This is a genomic window from Rhizobium sp. AN6A (assembly GCF_900215635.1).
Lineage (GTDB): Bacteria > Pseudomonadota > Alphaproteobacteria > Rhizobiales > Rhizobiaceae > Agrobacterium > Agrobacterium tumefaciens.
Window position 1 is genome coordinate 942,062 of the sequence record NZ_OCNC01000003.1, and the last position, 16,883, is coordinate 958,944.

12 protein-coding genes are annotated in these 16,883 nt (G+C 59.3%); 9 read left to right on the forward strand and 3 right to left on the reverse strand.

The genetic code is table 11. The features are described 5' to 3' along the window. Positions 1–471 precede the first annotated feature (471 nt). The 9 genes from CRO62_RS08280 to CRO62_RS08320 all read left to right on the forward strand — a co-directional run bounded on the left by CRO62_RS08280 (position 472) and on the right by CRO62_RS08320 (position 12,763). Complete coding sequence (locus CRO62_RS08280) at positions 472–1,485, forward strand: substrate-binding domain-containing protein (protein WP_003511565.1); 1,014 nt, start codon at positions 472–474, stop codon at positions 1,483–1,485. 69 nt (positions 1,486–1,554) lie between these two features. Next, the gene (locus tag CRO62_RS08285; RefSeq protein ID WP_097099842.1) at positions 1,555–3,075 is read left to right on the forward strand and encodes a sugar ABC transporter ATP-binding protein; all 1,521 of its coding nucleotides are present in this window, start codon (positions 1,555–1,557) and stop codon (positions 3,073–3,075) included. A gap of 12 nt (positions 3,076–3,087) precedes the next feature. Further along, entirely contained in the window at positions 3,088–4,089 is a 1,002-nt protein-coding gene (locus CRO62_RS08290; protein ID WP_097099843.1) for an ABC transporter permease, read from the forward strand. Positions 4,090–4,118: 29 nt separating this feature from the next. Beyond that, positions 4,119–5,093 carry a sugar-binding transcriptional regulator gene (locus tag CRO62_RS08295; protein WP_174003663.1) on the forward strand — a complete coding sequence of 325 codons (975 nt, stop codon included), beginning with the start codon at positions 4,119–4,121 and terminating at the stop codon, positions 5,091–5,093. Beyond that, a complete protein-coding gene (locus tag CRO62_RS08300) occupies positions 5,090–6,088 on the forward strand; it encodes an aldo/keto reductase (protein ID WP_097099844.1) in 999 nt (332 codons plus the stop codon). Before CRO62_RS08295 ends, CRO62_RS08300 begins: the two co-directional genes overlap by 4 nt. 122 nt (positions 6,089–6,210) lie before the next feature. After that, positions 6,211–7,935: a glycerol-3-phosphate dehydrogenase/oxidase gene (locus CRO62_RS08305; protein ID WP_097099845.1), complete on the forward strand. Its 1,725-nt coding sequence runs from the start codon at positions 6,211–6,213 to the stop codon at positions 7,933–7,935. A 2-nt stretch (positions 7,936–7,937) separates the two neighbouring features. After that, positions 7,938–8,780: a class I fructose-bisphosphate aldolase gene (locus CRO62_RS08310; RefSeq protein WP_097100430.1), complete on the forward strand. Its 843-nt coding sequence runs from the start codon at positions 7,938–7,940 to the stop codon at positions 8,778–8,780. Then, positions 8,773–10,272: an FGGY-family carbohydrate kinase gene (locus tag CRO62_RS08315; protein ID WP_179784478.1), complete on the forward strand. Its 1,500-nt coding sequence runs from the start codon at positions 8,773–8,775 to the stop codon at positions 10,270–10,272. The genes CRO62_RS08310 and CRO62_RS08315 overlap by 8 nt, the downstream gene beginning before the upstream one ends. Positions 10,273–10,558: 286 nt before the next feature. Then, positions 10,559–12,763, forward strand: a complete 2,205-nt coding sequence (locus tag CRO62_RS08320; RefSeq protein ID WP_097099846.1) for a methyl-accepting chemotaxis protein — start codon at positions 10,559–10,561, stop codon at positions 12,761–12,763. A 17-nt stretch (positions 12,764–12,780) separates the two neighbouring features. Here CRO62_RS08320 and CRO62_RS08325 read toward each other — a convergent pair whose 3' ends face one another. The 3 genes from CRO62_RS08325 to CRO62_RS08335 form a co-directional block, all read right to left on the reverse strand. After that, complete coding sequence (locus tag CRO62_RS08325; protein WP_179784479.1) at positions 12,781–13,749, reverse strand: MarR family winged helix-turn-helix transcriptional regulator; 969 nt, start codon at positions 13,747–13,749, stop codon at positions 12,781–12,783. Between the two features lie 240 nt (positions 13,750–13,989). Beyond that, positions 13,990–15,138: an alpha-hydroxy acid oxidase gene (locus CRO62_RS08330; RefSeq protein ID WP_097099848.1), complete on the reverse strand. Its 1,149-nt coding sequence runs from the start codon at positions 15,136–15,138 to the stop codon at positions 13,990–13,992. Positions 15,139–15,224: 86 nt separating this feature from the next. After that, entirely contained in the window at positions 15,225–16,847 is a 1,623-nt protein-coding gene (locus CRO62_RS08335; RefSeq protein WP_097099849.1) for an ABC-F family ATP-binding cassette domain-containing protein, read from the reverse strand. Between the last annotated feature and the right edge of the window lie 36 nt (positions 16,848–16,883).

The window sequence follows — 16,883 nt, forward strand, 5'->3', positions numbered from 1 at the left end:
TATGGGGTATGCGTCAGCGCTCCCATCACGGGTACCCGCTGCGGCACCGTCATAAATACCACTCCAAATAGGGCAAATGGGATCGGCAGGAGGACTTTGCGGCCTTCCATGCGGCATGGACATGGAGGAGGGCGTGATGAACCGAAGCGTTTGCGCGCTACCCGCCATTTGGCTTCCTGAGTGCATCGCGCCTTGCCATCCCTTGGTCTTAAGACATCCGACTGCCGCCAGATGATTGGTATCGGCAAGCTTATTGACTGCCCTATTCGATCCGCGGAGTTCGCTCGAGCGACGGGCTATCCTGTCGGCAGCCTCCAAACTATCATGCGTTCCGCAATAAATTTCACTAAAAAAAATAAAATGCAAACCGGATTGACGCTTGCCCCGTTTCCCGATATCTCAAACGTCATGCAATAAATTACACGACTTAAAATTTATTGCGGATTGGTCATTGTCCTTGGGAGGGGAAATATGTTGGCTTTTCTGAAATCGACCGTTGCCGCGGGTGTTTTAGCCGTGGCGATTTCCGCAGGCGCCGGCTCTCAGGCCGCTGCCGCGGGCAAATTCGCCTGTGAACCTGGCGAGACCTATGTGATGAACGTCATGGTTTCCAGCCACCCTTATTGGGTGCCGGTCTTTGAAGGTTTCAAGCAGGCCGCGAAGGCCTTGGGCTGCGAGGCCGTTTTCACCGGCACGCCCGAATACGACATCACCAAGCAGATCGCTTCCTTCGAGCAGGAGCTGGTGAAGAAGCCGAAAGGCATATTGCTGCATCCGATGCAGGCCGATCCCTTTATCGAACCGATCAACAAGGCGATCGACTCCGGTGTTTCGGTGACGACTTTTGCGGCGGATTCGCCGAAGTCGAAACGCACCGCCTACATCACCTCGGACAATGTTGCCGAGGCGAAATTTGCGGCTGACGAGATCGTCAAGAAGCTCGGCAAGAAGGGCGAATATGCCGTTCTCGAAAATCCGGGCCAGAGCAACCATGATCTGCGCGTCACCGCACTGATCGATTACATGGGGCGCACTTATCCGGAAATGAAGCTCGTCGGCCGCCAGGCGACCAACCAGGATGCAAACGTCGCCTATCAGGCGGTGGGTGCCCTGTTGCAGGCCAACCCCAATCTCGGCGCATTGTGGATTCCTGAGGCCGGCTCGGCTGAAGGTGCAACGACCGCTGTTCTCGAGGCCAAGAAGAAGGTCCTGATCCTGCATGCGGACATAACCCCGGCGACGCTGGAGCACATCAAGCAGGGCAACATCTACATGTCCATCAATCCCAATCAGGGCGTTCAGGGCTTCATGGGTTTCATGAATACCTTTCTGGGTGCCCATTCGGATCTGATCGACCCCTTCAACGACTACAAGGTATCAGGCTTCAACCCGATGCAGGTTCCTTCGATGGACAATGGTTTCGCCGTGATTACCAAGGCGAACGCCGCGTCCTTTGATCTCAATGACTATATGAAGGGGCGCTGACGCGCCGCCCTGAAACCGGCGAGGTTTACGCCTCGCCGGCAAAGGGGAGCCACGTTCGGGAGGGGCGTTATGGGCGAGGTCATCCTCAACATGACGAATATTCACAAGGCGTTTGGCCCGGTGCGGGCGTTGCGCAGTGCTGCCTTTGAGTTGCGGCGGGGAGAAATCCATGCGCTCGCGGGTGAAAACGGCGCCGGTAAATCGACGCTGATGCATATTATCGATGGCATTTTGCAGCCTGATGGCGGTGAAATCCTGCTGGACGGCAAACCGGTCAAGATATCCTCGCCCAATGCGGCGAACCGGCTCGGTATCGGTTTCGTGCATCAGGAGATTGCGCTTTGCCCGGAAATTTCGGTTGCCGAAAACATGTTCATGTCGGAGACCGGCCAGAGCAAATCCTGGTTCATGAATTATCGCGATCTTGGCAAGCGGGCGGCAACTATCCTCAGGGAAATCGGCGATATCGATCCCGCCAGCCGTGCCGGTGATCTGTCGATTTCGCAACAGCAGATCGTCGAGATTGCCAAGGCGCTGACGCTGGACTGCCGTATCCTGATCCTCGATGAGCCGACGGCGGCTTTGACCGAAACCGAGGCCCAGACTCTTTTCCGGATCATGCACCGGCTGGCGGAACGCGGGATTGCGATCATCTATATCTCGCACCGGATGGCGGAGATTTTTGAGCATTGCGACCGCATCACGGTAATGCGCGACGGTTGCCACATCAGGACGGAGAATATCTCGGAGATTTCCCCGGAGGAAGTCGTCAACAGCATGGTGGGACGGGTGCTCGACAAGCTCTACCCACCGAAACTTGCGGAAGAAGAGAAATCGAATGACGTCATTCTCTCGGTTCGGGGACTGAACGAGGGAAAGCGCGTTTTCGATGTCGATTTCGATCTGCGCCGCGGCGAAATCCTCGGGCTCGCCGGCCTGATCGGCGCAGGGCGAAGCGAAATTGTGCGGGCGGTCTGCCGGCTGGAGGGAAAACCAAAAGGCGAGGTCTCGTTGCGCGGCCGGCCGCTGAAGCTCAAGGACTATCGCGACAGCATCCGCGAGGGGCTGGTCTATCTGTCGGAGGACCGCAAGGGCGACGGACTGTTTCTCAATATGTCCATTGCCGCGAATGTCTCGGCGCTCGATGTCGGCAGAATATCGAACGGCATGGGCTTTATCGAACGGCGCAAGGAAATGAAGCGCGCCGACGAGTTGGGACGCCGGCTGAAATTGCGGGCAAACAGCGTCGGTGACGCTGTCTCGACCTTGAGCGGCGGCAACCAGCAGAAGGTGGCACTGGCAAAGATGCTTTCGGTGGAGCCACAGGTCGTCTTTCTCGACGAACCGACACGCGGGGTGGATGTGGGCGCAAAGGCCGAAATCCACCGCCAGATCCGGGAACTGGCACGCGAGGGTGTGGGCGTGATCGTCATATCCTCTGAATTGCCGGAACTCATCGGTGTCAGCGACCGCGTGCTGGTCGTGCGCGAGGGGCGCATTGCCGGCGAGGTTGAGGGTGAGGACATGACGGAAGAAAAGATCATGCAGCTTGCATCGATCAATATTGCAGAGAGCCCGGCAGGGGCCTGAGGGAGCGGGAAAATGGCAACATCGGAAACACCTTCGGGCATTGCAGAAGTGGCGGTTCGCCGCACAGGCTGGTGGGAACCGGCGCTCAAGGCACGGGAAACCGGACTTATCGTCATCATCCTCGCCCTTTTCGCGGTGATGTCTTTCATATCCCCGTATTTCCTGACGGTCGATAATCTGCGGGCCATGGCGATGGTTTTCGCCATCGAAAGCATCGTCGTGGTCGGCATGACGATCCTGCTAATCTCGGGCGGCATTGATCTATCCGTCGGTTCCGTCACGGCGCTTGCGATGGTTGCGGCTGGCTGGCTATTCCTCAACGGTGTCGATCCCTGGGTCGCGGCCGGGCTGGCAATCTGCCTCACCACATTGGTCGGCATGGCCATGGGATTTCTGACAACGGTCATCGGCCTGCATCACTTCATCGTGTCGCTGGGCGTCATGGTGATTGCGCGCGGCGTCTGCCTGCTTGCAACGGCCGGCCGGCCGCTCGGTCTCTACTCGCTGCCGCCGGAATTCAAATTCATCGGCCAGGGCGCGCTTGGCGGCATTCCGCTGGTGCTGATCATATTCGCGGTGGTGGTCGTCTGCTTCGATCTCTTGCTGCGGCGCACGACCGCATTCCGTAAGGTGTTCTATACCGGCAGCAATCCGAAGGCTGCGGCTTATTCCGGCATCCGCATCGGCCGGGTGGTGTTTGCCACCACCACGCTTTGTTCGATGCTGTGCGGTGTCGCGGGCGTAATCTACATGGCCCGCTTCGGGTCAGCACAGCCGAGCTTCGGCGTCGGCATGGAGCTTAACGTGATTGCGGCGGCGGTCATCGGCGGCGCCAGCCTTTCGGGCGGCTCGGGCACCATTCTCGGCGCAATCCTCGGGGCGATCCTTCTGTCGGTCGTTTCCAGTTCGCTTGCCTTGCTCAATGTGTCTGTCTACTGGCAGGACATCATCAGGGGAAGCATATTGCTGACGGCGGTCCTGTTCGACCACTATCTTGTCAAGCGTCGCCGCTGAGCGCCAGTCGCAATTGGAGATATATGATCATGCTGGATACCAAGGACGATTTCGATCAACAGAGGCAGATGTACTCCGTCCTGGTGCTGCACTTCATCGAGGGTGTGAAGCAGTCGGAAATTGCCGAGCGGCTCAATCTTTCCCACACCAAGGTGAACCGCATGATAGCGGCGGGCCGCAAGGCAGGCATGGTAAAGATCACTATCGCCAGTCCCTATCAGAGGCTGGTGGACCTCGAAAACGAGATCACACGCCGCTTCGGCCTCAGACAGTCGGTTGTGACACCGACGGTGTCCGACAATCCGGAAACAGCGTTGCAGATGGTCGGGCGCGTGGCCGCCAACCACTTGCTGGAGACTATCCGCGACGGCGACGTGATTGCGATTACCGGCGGCAAGGCGGTGAGCGCCGTCGTCGATAATCTGGAGGCGGAGCGCCGTTTCGATGTGCGGGTAGTGCCGCTAACCGGCGGTGTGCAGGGCAAGCACTATACGGATGTCAATCATCTGGCCACGCAACTGGCGGAAAAGCTCGGCGGCAGCGCGTCGCTCATTCATGCGCCGCTATTTGCCGAGGATGAGGAACAGCGTGATCTCCTGATGAATGTCGCTTCGATCCGCGAAGTGTTCGACTTAGCGCGGCAGGCGCAGGTGGCGCTGGTTGGCATCGGTTCCGTGGAGGCGCCCGGTTCCGGTTATTACGATCTGCTGCCGGATGTGGCCCGTGGCGGGCAGGCGCTGGTGGATGCGGGCATTGCCGGTGAATTCCTTGCCCATCTCACCATGGCGGATGGGAAGCTGGCGCGGATCGATCTCAACTCGCGCGTGGTGGCGCTGGACCCCGGGCAGCTTGCCCGGTGCCCGAACATCATCGGCGTGGCGGCCGGGGCCATCAAGGCCGGACCGGTGGCAGCCACGCTTGCCGGCCGCTATCTGACCTCGCTCGTCGTGGACGAGGCGATCGCCGGCTATTTACTGGATCAGGAAGAGGGGGAAACTTCGTGACGGACAATTCAATATTGACCCGGACGATTGGCGGCAGCGGTATCAGCGCATCAGCCGTGGGGCTGGGCACCTGGGCCATCGGCGGCTGGATGTGGGGCGGCACCGACGAGCGGCAATCCATCGCCGCTATCCAGGCCTCCATTGACGCCGGCATTTCCCTGATCGATACCGCGCCGGCCTATGGCATGGGGCTTGCGGAAACCATCGTCGGCAAGGCGATTGCCGGCCGGCGCGACAAGGTGGTTCTGGTCACCAAATGCGGGCTGGTCTGGCATGTGAACGAGGGCGCCTATTTCTTCCATCAGGACGGAAAGCCCGTTCACCGTTATCTCGGCGCCGCTTCGATCCGGCATGAGGTCGAAGAGAGCCTGAAGCGGCTCGGAACCGACTATATCGACCACTATGTCACCCACTGGCAGGATGCGACGACGCCGATTGCCGAGACGGTAGAAACGCTTGTGCGCCTGAAGGATGAAGGCAAGATCCGTTCGATCGGCGCGAGCAACGTCTCACCGGAGGATTTGGTAGCCTATATCGCCACCGGCGCGCTGGATGCCATCCAGGAAGAATATTCAATGGTGCGGCGGGACATCGAGACGACACTTCTGCCGCTTTGCCGCACAAGTGCTGTTTCGGTCCTGAGCTACTCGTCGCTGGCGCTCGGTCTTCTGTCCGGCAAGGTCGGGCCTGAACGGGTTTTTGCAGGGGATGATCAGCGCAAGGGCAATCCGCGTTTCAGCCAGGCAAACCGCGAGAAGATCGCGCGATTGACGCGGGGTCTGGAACCGGTGGCCGAAGCGCATGGGGCGTCGATTGCGCAGGTCGTGATTGCCTGGACGATTGCCCAGCCCGGCATAACATTCTCGCTATGCGGCGCGCGCGATCCGGCTCAGGCGGTTGAAAACGCTGCTGCGGCCCGCCTGCGCCTCGCGGAAAATGAACTGGCTCTCATCAGCGCCGGCGTTGCCGAGCATCTCGTGGGGCTTGATGCGTAAATCATGTAGCTGAGACGGGGCTTCAGGCGAATAGCGCATAATTTTCGCCACCCCTCTCTCTCGTCGCTTTAAACGTTTAACAACATTGGGACGCTGGTTGTTAGCCAGCGAACGGTATTCCTATGCCCAGTTTTCGCGAGGACGCTCTACGCTGCATCCGGCAAGACGGTGATTTTGACGCCGTCGTCATCGGTGGCGGCATCAACGGTATCGCCGCCTATCGCGATCTCGCTTTACAGGGACTGCGGGTGCTTCTGGTAGAGCGCAACGACTTCTCGTCCGGTTGCAGTGCCGCACCCTCGCGCATGATCCACGGCGGCCTGCGGTATCTCGAAAACGGTGAATTCGGCCTTGTGGCGGAATCGCTGCGGGAGCGTGACGCGCTTCTCACGCTGGCACCGCATATGGTTCATCCGCTGCCGACGACGATCCCGATCTTCTCAACCTTCAGCGGGCTGTTCAATGCGGCCGCGACCTTTGTCGGGTCCGGCGGGAAGCCAGCCAGCAGGGGGGCACTGGCCATCAAGGCGGGCCTCATGCTCTATGACTTCGTCACCCGCAAAAATCGCATCCTTCCCCGACACACCTTCCGCAACGCGCGCAAGACTTTGCAACGCTGGCCGGGCCTGACGCCAGGCATCAGATATTCGGCCACCTATTACGATGCGTGGATCAGCCAGCCCGAACGGCTTGCGCTGGAGCTTCTGATCGACACCCGGGCCGATGCGCCGCAAAGCATTGCGCTGAACTATGCCGAGTTTGTCCGTGCTGGCGCGGATTATCGTCTTAAGGTGGAGGGCACGGATGAAACCTTGCCCATCCGGCCACGCATCATCGTCAATGCGACGGGCGCCTGGATCGATGAGACGATTGGAGCGCTAACGACCATACAGGCTGCGGAAAGGGCTAAACCGACCGTTTCCGGCACCAAGGGGTCGCATCTGATCCTCGCCAACGAGGCGCTCTTTAAGGCCCTGAACGGCCATATGATTTTTTTCGAGAATGCCGACAACCGTGTCTGTATCCTCTTTCCCTATCTTGGCCGGGTTCTCGCTGGTTCGACAGATATCAAGGTGGATCGTCCCGAACGGGTGCGATGCGAACCGGAAGAGCGTGATTATATTCTCGATGCGGTCCGTCAGGTCTTTCCGCATATTTCCATCGACCATTCCGACATCGTCTACAGTTTCAGCGGCATACGCCCGCTGCCGCGTAGCGACGCTGCTTTTACCGGAAGAATATCCCGCAGCCATTTCATCCACCGCGTGGAGGGCGATCCGCCGCAGCTCTGCATGATCGGCGGCAAGTGGACGACGTTCAGAGCCTTTGGCGAACAGGTGACCGACGAGGCTCTGGCCTTTCTCGGACGCAAACGGCTGGTCGGCACCATGAACCGCCCGATCGGCGGCGGCAGGAACTTCCCCAGCGGTGCCGGGCGCCTGCCGGCCCTGCTGTCGGAGGAATTTTCGATCGACCGGGACCGGGCCGAGCATCTGGCATCGGCCTACGGTTCACGTGCCTTCGAGTTGATGGGCTTTTGTCGGGGCCGCCCGGATGACAGTCCGCTTTGCGAAGAACTGCCGATCACGGCGGCAGAGGTGGTCTGGCTGATCCGCTGCGAACATGTCCGGCATCTGACGGATCTCATCCTGCGCCGCACGACGCTTGCCATTACCGGCGTCATCGATGCCGATCTGATCGATGCGATCCTTGGCGTCGCAGCGCGCGAGCTGGGATGGGCGCCACAGCAGGCGGCAGACGAACGGCAGCGGCTCATTGATGAACTGGAGACCTTTTACGGGGTCACGACAGCAATGCTTAAACACAGATGCAAGGAGAATGCATGATGATGCGGATTTCGAAAAAGGCGCGCATGAACCGGCTGTTCCGCAATGGTGGATGCTTGGACGTTGCCATTGATCACGGGGTTTGCAACGAGCCGAGCTTCCTCGTTGGGCTGGAGGATATGGCTCAAGCCGTCGACAGGCTGGTGGAAGCAGGTCCCGATGCCATTCAGATGACCTACGGGCAGGCGGACTTGCTGCAGCAAAGGCCGCAGCGCGACAAGCCGGCGCTCGTCATGCGCATCGACATGGGCAACCCCTATAATTCAACGCGCCACAGAACCATGTGGTCGCAGCTCCAGAACTATCACGATCCGATCATCGGCGCGCTGGAAATGGACGCCGCCTGCGTCGTCGTGAACCTGTTCATGTTGCCGGACGAGCCGGAACTGTTTCGCCAATGCGTCGAGAATATCAGCCGGGTGCGCGCCGATTGCCATCGTTACGGCATGCCGCTGATGATCGAACCGCTGGTGATGTTGCCCAATGACGTGCGCGGCGGTTACCAGGTGGATGGCGATGCTGAAAAGATCGTCACGCTGGTGCGTCTTGCCTCGGAAATGGGAGCCGATATCATCAAGGCCGATCCCACCAGCAATCCGCTGGATTTTCACAAGGTCATCGAGGCAGCGCGGTGCCCGGTTCTGGTGCGGGGCGGGGGGCGTGAGGACTTGCGCAACGTGCTGGCGAAATCAGCGGCACTGGTGGCCGAAGGTGCGAACGGGATGGTCTATGGACGCAATATCTACCAGCATGACAACCCCAAGGCCGTCGTTGCGGCCTTGATGGCTATCATCCATCAGGGTGCGGGCAGCGAAGAAGCATGGGACATCTATAATCGTGGCTGATAAAAATCATATATTGGGTCTGGATGTCGGCAACACGGTGATCAAGGCGGTGCTGTTCGACACGGCCGGCCGGCAGGTCGCGCAACACGCCATTGACGGCCATTCGACATTTCCGCGGCCCGGTTACGTCGAGCGCGATCTGGAGGAGTTGTGGCGCAACGGATGCGAGGCGATCCGCCAGCTTCTGGCAAAATCGTCCGTCGATCCCCGGAGCATCCTCGCGGTCGGTTGCGCCGGCCACGGCAACGGTCTCTACCTGCTGGACAAGGATCAGCAGCCCCTGATCGGTATCCAGTCGCTTGACAGCCGAGCCGCCGATGTGGCGGTAGAGCTTGACCGGAAAAGCGGCGCGCAATTACAGAGCCGTTGTCTGCAACGGCCTTGGCCCGCGCAGACGCCCAGCCTGCTGGTCTGGGTGAAAAGGCATGCGCCCGATACATATGCCCAGATCGGAACGGTGCTGTTCTGCAAGGATTTCCTGAACTTCCGCCTGACCGGTTGCCTTGCCAATGATATTTCCGATCTCAGTGGTGCGGGGTTGCTTGCCTTCCCCGACGCGAAGCTCGACCGGGAACTCCTGTCGCTCTACGGGCTTGAGGATGCCGTTGCCTTTTTTCCGCGCCTCGTGGAATCGGCGGATATCGTCGGCCATGTGACAGCTGAGGCTTCGGCTCTGACGGGGCTTTCCGAAGGCACACCCGTTATCGGCGGTTTCTTCGATGTTGTCTCCAGCGCCATGGGGTCGGGCGTCATCAATGCCGGGGAGGCTTCCATCATCGCCGGCACCTGGAGCATCAATCAGGTTTTCGCGGATAAACCGGTTATCAGCCCCGATGTCTTCATGGTCACGACCTTCGGACGTGACCGCTATGTCAATATCGAGTCCAGCGCCACCTCTGCGGCCAATCTTGAATGGTACGTGCACCGTGTTCGCGGCGACCATGGTGACCATGCCTTCGAGCGCTGCAACGACCTGGTCGGTTCCGTTTCGCAACGCGCCGACGATCCGTTCTTCCACCCGTTCATCTTCGGCTCGCGACTGGGCGCGGAATTTCGGGGTGGGTTTTATGGTCTGGCGGGATGGCATGGCGAAGGCCACATGCTGAGAGCCCTGTTCGAGGGTGTGTGTTTCGAACACCGCCGCCATATCGGCGTTCTCAGTGAAGCGGGGCTGCCGGTCGACAGTGCCGTGATGTCCGGCGGCGGTTCCCGCAGCCAGCATTGGCCGCAGATCATGGCGGATGTTCTGGAAATTCCCCTGCGTGTTGCGGAGGCCCGTGAGACGGGTGCGCTTGGTGCGGCTATTGGCGCGGCTGTCGCGATCGGTCTCTATCCCGGCTATGAAGAGGCAGTCGCAGCGATGACCCGCGTGGCCAGTGCCTACCGGCCGGATGCGGGGCAAGTCCCGCATTATCGACGGCGCTACGGCCTTTACACACAGCTCACCGAACAGTTGCGCGGTTTCTGGAACGCTCTGCGTTTACAGGACTAAAGGCTTCCGGTTTTCCTGATCGGCGGCACGCAATGATGCGTGCCGCATGAGCTTGCAATACATGCTGGCATTTCGGAAGGTTCGGATATCGCGTAATATTTTGTATGTACTGTAATATTACGATTTTATAATGTATTTCTGTTTTCTTAATTGCGCTAAAAATATGAATTAAAGTAATTTTTAAGCATAGGTTTCTACTATTATCCTCTGGTTTGGCTGCTGACATTTGGGGCTTGCGCGCAGCGACCTCAGCCGTCGCGGCCGGGATTTTTGGGGGGGATGGGACATGCTGTTTAAATCGACAACGGGCCGTAATATCTTCGCAGTCGCCGCGTGCGGCGTCGTTGCAACGATCGCGGCTTCGGCCGTGCTGTTTTATCGGTCCTTTGAGGATACGAGGGCCAACAGTATGGAGCGTATGCAGCAGATCGCGCAAGCCGAAGCCTTGACGACCGAGAAAAATATCGGCGGTATGATCCACATCGTCAATAGCCTCGGCTCGGTTCTGGAATCGATGAAGCAGTCGGGCGATGCCGATCGGGGCAAGGCCGATCAGCTTATCCAGCACATGCTGGCGAACAATCCCGATTTGCTTGGTCTCTGGACCGGATGGGAGCCCAACACTTTCGATGGCAAGGATGCGGACTTCGTCAACAAGGAGGGATATGATGCGACTGGTCGTTATGTACCCTATTGGGTGCGGAGCGGCGGCAAAATAAGCAACACCGCATTGACGGATTATACCACCTCGGGTCCAGGCGATTATTATCAGTTGCCCTTCACATTGAAGAAAACAGTCGTCATCGAACCCTATTCTTACGCAATCGATGGCAAGGAGGTTCTGATCACCTCGGTCGCCAAGCCTGTCATCGTCGACGGTAAAACTCTGGGCGTCGCCGGCCTCGATCTGTCGCTGGCGGAAACGAACAAGGCGTTGTCAACTGTCCGGCCGATGGGAACGGGCTTCATGAGCCTTGTGAGTGGCGGCGGCAAGATTATCAGCCATCCCGATGCGGCGATAATGGGTAAGAATCTCGCAGATGGGGGCGCACAAACTGCAGGCTGGGATAAACTGATCGCCAATCCCGGAAAAGAGCTGGAAATGACGGCACAGGACGGCACGGTTTCCCTTGCCGTCGCCTTGCCGGTCATGCTCACCGGTGACATGAAATGGTACGCAATCGTCTCGGTGCCGGAAGACACGGTCTTTGCGCAGCTGCATGCGATGATGCGTGATGCCGTCCTGACGATCGTAACGGCGGCGGTGCTGCTGGCGTTGGCCGGCTGGTTTATTGCACGGCGGTTCATCAACCGCATTACGAATGTCATCGAGGAGACCGCCCAGATCGCTCGGGGACATCTCCAGCTGACATTGAAGGATATCGAGACCAGGGACGAGATCGGCGACCTTGCCCGCTCGCTTGACGTTCTGCGCGAAAACAATCGTGAAAAAGCCTTGCTGGAGCAGGAAGCGGAAGCCAACCGAACTCTTGGCGAACAGGAGCGGGTGGCCCGCGAACACAAGGCTGCCGATGAGGCGAGCGGCATCCGTTTCGCGGTTGACAGTCTGGCTCAGGCGTTGGCCAGGCTCGCAGATGGCGACGTGTCCTGTCGTATCAACGATCCCTTTGTCGAGCAGTTCGATGCCGTGCGCAACGATTTTAACGGTTCGGCCGGGAAGTTGCAGAACGCGCTTCTGCGGGTATCGGATAATGCCGCCGGTATTGATGCCGGCGCTAATGAAATCAAGGCAGCCTCCGATGATCTGGCAAGGCGGACGGAGCAGCAGGCCGCTGCCGTGGAGGAAACCGCCGCAGCTCTTGAAGAGATCACAATAACCGTGAAAGACGCCGCGAAGCGTGCGCATGAGGCGGGCCGTCTGGTTTCCCGCACGCGCATCGGTGCGGAACGATCGGGCGAAGTCGTGCGTCAGGCCGTGATCGCGATGGAGCGGATCGAAAAATCCTCGAACGAGATTTCCAGTATCATCGGTGTGATCGACGAGATTGCCTTCCAGACGAACTTGCTGGCGCTCAATGCCGGCGTGGAAGCGGCGCGAGCCGGCGAGGCGGGCAAGGGTTTTGCCGTGGTGGCGCAGGAGGTGCGCGAACTTGCGCAACGTTCCGCCGGCGCGGCGAAGGAAATCAAGTCGCTGATCACCAAATCGAACCAGCAGGTCGAGGAGGGCGTGCATCTTGTCGGCGACACCGGCAAGGCACTCGACGCGATTGTCGCCGAAGTGCAGGAGATCAACCAGCACGTCGCCGCGATCGTCGAATCCGCGCAAGAGCAGTCGTCCGGCCTTCAGCAGATCAATACCGCCGTGAACCAGATGGATCAGGACACGCAGAAAAATGCCGCGATGGTGGAAGAAATGACCGCTGCAAGCCACAATCTTGCAGGCGAGGTCGATGCGCTGAACCGGTTGCTCGGCCAGTTCGAGCTGGGTTCAGGCGCAGTTGCTCATCGGGGGGCTCTCAAGGCGGCTTGATCGGCCGCCACGGGGGGTTAGTTCGCTTCACATTCAGCGCCGCCAACCACCGGAAGCGGCCTGACGAAGCGCTGTTCCAGAACCTCGCTTCCCCACTGGCTGCCGGGACGTTCCTCTACACAGGTAAAACCCTGGGCCTCGTAAAGATGCCGTGCCGCCAAAAGTCCGTTGAAAGTCCACAGATGGGTTTCGGCGAACGCTTTTTCGTCCGTGAACGCAAGGGCGGTTGCCAACAGCCTTCGCCCGACGCCGCCTCCACGCACGCCATCATCGACGATGAACCAGCGCAGATGGGCGGTTCCCGGTCCCAGATCTTCACCGTCGATTGCGACGGAGCCGATGATATCGTCTCCACGCATTGCGACCCAGATCGCATTTTGCGGGCTTTCGAGCCGGTTGCAAAAGGAGGCGAGACCTTCGGCAACAACGGATTCGAAACGCTGGCCGAAGCCTGATGTCCGGGCATAATAAAGCGCATGCATTTGCGTGATACGGGCAATAAGGCCAGGCCTGTAGCCCCTGACGATTTCGATCGGGGGAGCCGCGGCGTCGGCCCGGTCTCCCAGCGCGTCGGCATAAAGGCGAAGCCCATCAAGGATTTTTTTGCCATCCGCAGGCGCGAGCCGCGACAGTGCGTTTGATACCTGTCGGTTGGCAAAGGTGTGGATGGCTTCGACCCGCTTCTGTCCTCGCCCGGCGAGACGCAACCGCTTGATACGACTATCCTCTTCGTCCGTTTCTTCCAGAACATCGCCCGAAAGAACCAGTTTGCGAAGCATGCGACTGATGCTCGACTTTTCAAGCCGAAGCAGCTTTCCCAGATCGCGTGCGGTAATGCGTGGGCATGCCTCGATCTCGATCAGGGCATGCACGGCGGAGGGCGGCAGATCGGTGCCGGCAAAGTCTCCACCCATGAAGCCGAGTTCGCGCACGAGCCGACGCGAGGTGAAGCGGATATCGTTTATGGGAAAAGGTCTTTCGGGCATGCCAAATCCATTATGGTTGCATGATGCAACGATAATCATATTCGATCGGGCTTGCCAAGGTCACCGCTGCGCGAAATTATGGAGCACCGGAATGAGGACGGCAAAACCCCATATCGCCGATAGCGTGAAAACCTCTCGAACCCGCTGTGGTGGTTTCAAAGGGGTCATTCGGTACGGGTGATTATCCGGCTATATTGTCGATAGCTCGACAGGCCTCGATTTCCTCGCGCTGACCCCGCTCTAGTCACGGAACCGCAGGTTCCTGCGTGTCAGCTGGTCGACTGTGGTGCAGCCCATCAGCTTCATGCCGCGCTCGATTTCGATGCGCATCAGCTCAAGCGCCCGCTCGACACCCGGCTGTCCGGCGGCGGCAAGCGGGAAAAGATAATAGCGGCCGAGCCCCACGGCCTTCGCTCCCAGAGACAGGGCTTTGAGGACGTGCGTTCCGCGCTGAACGCCGCCATCCATCATGACATCGATACGGTCACCGACTGCGTCGACAATCTCGGCCAGTTGGTCGAAGGCGCTACGCGAGCCATCGAGCTGGCGACCGCCGTGATTGGAAAGCACGATGCCGCTGCAACCGATCTCGACGGCGCGTCTTGCGTCCTCCACGGACATGACACCCTTCAGACAAAAAGGTCCGCCCCATTCACGTACCATCTGCGCAACGTCGTCCCACGTCATGGACGGGTCGAGCATTTCGGTGAAATAGCGGCTGATGGAGAGCGCGCCGCCGTCCATTTTGATGTGGCCGTCGAGCTGGGGCAGGCTGAAGCGCTCATGCGTCAGATAATTGATGCCCCAGGCCGGCTTGATGGCGAATTGCGCAATGCCGGAAAGATTGAGTTTGAACGGAATGGCAAAACCGGTGCGCTTGTCGCGCTCACGGTTCCCACCCGTGATGCTGTCCACCGTCAGCATCATCGTCTGCACACCCGCAGTCTTGGCGCGCGCCATCATATCGCGGTTGAGACCACGGTCCTTGTGGAAATAAAACTGATAGACCTGTGGGCCACCGCTGATCCGGCGCGCTTCCTCGAGGCTGGTGGTGCCGAGTGAAGAAACGCCGAACATCGTGCCGTATTTTCCGGCTGCGGCCGCAACCGCCCGCTCCCCCTGATGGTGGAAGAGACGCTGAAGCGCCGTCGGGGAACAATAGACCGGCATCGCCAGCTTCTGCCCCATGACGGTGACGGACATGTCCACATCGGCCACGCCCCGCAGCACGTCGGGAACGAGATCGCAATTCTCGAAGGCGGCCGTGTTTCTCCGGTACGTCACCTCATCGTCGGCAGCACCGTCGATGTAGTTGAAGATCGGTCCGGGAAGACGCTGTTTTGCCATTCGGCGAAAATCGTGGAAATTGTAGCAGTCTTTAAGTTGCATTTGTTAGTCCACCGATCCGCTCTTTAAACGTTAAAAGATGAAACCTGTCCCGGGAATTCTGCGTCTCATACGTCCGTCAAGCTGCCTCAACTGCGCAGGCCCGGCGCTTCCTGTCCGGTGCTTTCGACATATTCCGTATATCCGCCGCCAAATTGGTGGATACCGTCAGGCGTCAGTTCCAGCACCCGGTTGGAAAGGGCGGCCAGGAAATGGCGGTCATGCGAAACGAAAAGCATCGTGCCTTCATATTCCGACAGGGCCTTGATCAGCATTTCCTTGGTGTCGAGGTCGAGATGGTTCGTCGGCTCGTCCAGCACGAGGAAATTCGGCGGGTCGAACAGCATGGCAGCCATGACCAGACGGGCCTTTTCACCACCGGACAAAACGCGGCAGCGCTTCTCCACATCGTCCCCGGAAAAACCGAAACAGCCGGAAAGGGCGCGCAGCGGTGCCTGCCCGGCTTTCGGGAAACGTTCCTCCAGCCATTCGAGAATGGTACTGTCGCCGTCCAGGACATCCATGGCGTGCTGGGCGAAATAACCGAGCTTGACGCTGGCACCGAGCGTGACGTTACCGGAATCCGGCGCGGTCGTGCCGGTCACCAGTTTCAGCAATGTCGATTTTCCAGCGCCGTTGACGCCCATGATGCACCAGCGCTCTTTCCGGCGCACCATGAAGTCCAGCTCGCCATAGATCGTGCGGCTGCCATAGGCCTTGTTCACTTTCTTCAGCGCAACGACATCTTCGCCAGATCTTGGCGCGGGTGCAAATTCGAAAGCGACCGTCTGGCGCCGCTTGGGCGGCTCGACGCGGTCGATCTTTTCGAGTTTCTTGACGCGGCTCTGCACCTGTGAGGCATGTGAGGCACGCGCCTTGAAGCGCTCGATGAACTTGATTTCCTTGGCGAGCATCGCCTGCTGGCGTTCGAACTGCGCCTGCTGCTGCTTTTCGTTCTGCGCACGCTGCTGTTCGTAAAAGCCGTAGTCGCCGGAATAGGTGGTGAGGTTGCCAGCGTCAATTTCGATGATCTTGGTAACGATGCGGTTCATGAATTCGCGGTCGTGCGAGGTCATCAAAAGCGCGCCGTCGTAGTTCTTCAGAAAATCCTCAAGCCAGATCAGGCTTTCGAGATCGAGATGGTTCGAGGGTTCGTCGAGCAGCATCACGTCCGGGCGCATCAAAAGAATGCGGGCGAGCGCCACGCGCATTTTCCAGCCGCCGGAAAGTTTGGCGACATCGCCATCCATCATTTCCTGACTGAAGCTCAACCCGTCCAGAACCTCGCGCGCGCGGCCCTCCAGCGCGTAGCCGTCCAGTTCTTCATACCGCGCCTGCACTTCGCCGTAACGCTCGATGATGGCATCCATTTCGTCCATCCGGTCGGGATCGGACATGGCGGCTTCCAGCTGCCGGAGTTCGGCTGCCACTTCGCTGACCGGGCCGGCGCCTTCCATGACTTCGGCCACGGCGGAGCGGCCGGACATTTCACCGACATCCTGATTGAAATAACCGACCGTCATGCCCTTTTCGACGACGACCTGTCCCTCATCGGGCTGTTCCTCGCCGGTCATCATCCGGAACAGCGTGGTCTTGCCAGAACCGTTCGGGCCGACAAGGCCGATCTTCTCGCCGCGATTGAGCGCAGCGGAGGCCTCGATGTAGAGAATGCGGTGACTGTTCGACTTGCTGATATTTTCAATGCGGATCATGATAGGGCCTGTGAATGGGAGCGCCCTCCTATGCCA

Excerpts from the sequence above, each read along its gene's own strand:
- CRO62_RS08280 (WP_003511565.1), top strand. The coding sequence starts at position 472 with ATGTTGGCTTTTCTGAAATCGACCGTTGCCGCGGGTGTTTTAGCCGTG.
- CRO62_RS08285 (WP_097099842.1), top strand. The coding sequence starts at position 1,555 with ATGGGCGAGGTCATCCTCAACATGACGAATATTCACAAGGCGTTTGGC.
- CRO62_RS08290 (WP_097099843.1), top strand. The coding sequence starts at position 3,088 with ATGGCAACATCGGAAACACCTTCGGGCATTGCAGAAGTGGCGGTTCGC.
- CRO62_RS08295 (WP_174003663.1), top strand. The coding sequence starts at position 4,119 with ATGCTGGATACCAAGGACGATTTCGATCAACAGAGGCAGATGTACTCC.
- CRO62_RS08305 (WP_097099845.1), top strand. The coding sequence starts at position 6,211 with ATGCCCAGTTTTCGCGAGGACGCTCTACGCTGCATCCGGCAAGACGGT.
- CRO62_RS08310 (WP_097100430.1), top strand. The coding sequence starts at position 7,938 with ATGCGGATTTCGAAAAAGGCGCGCATGAACCGGCTGTTCCGCAATGGT.
- CRO62_RS08320 (WP_097099846.1), top strand. The coding sequence starts at position 10,559 with ATGCTGTTTAAATCGACAACGGGCCGTAATATCTTCGCAGTCGCCGCG.
- CRO62_RS08325 (WP_179784479.1), bottom strand. The coding sequence starts at position 13,749 with ATGCCCGAAAGACCTTTTCCCATAAACGATATCCGCTTCACCTCGCGT.
- CRO62_RS08330 (WP_097099848.1), bottom strand. The coding sequence starts at position 15,138 with ATGCAACTTAAAGACTGCTACAATTTCCACGATTTTCGCCGAATGGCA.
- CRO62_RS08335 (WP_097099849.1), bottom strand. The coding sequence starts at position 16,847 with ATGATCCGCATTGAAAATATCAGCAAGTCGAACAGTCACCGCATTCTC.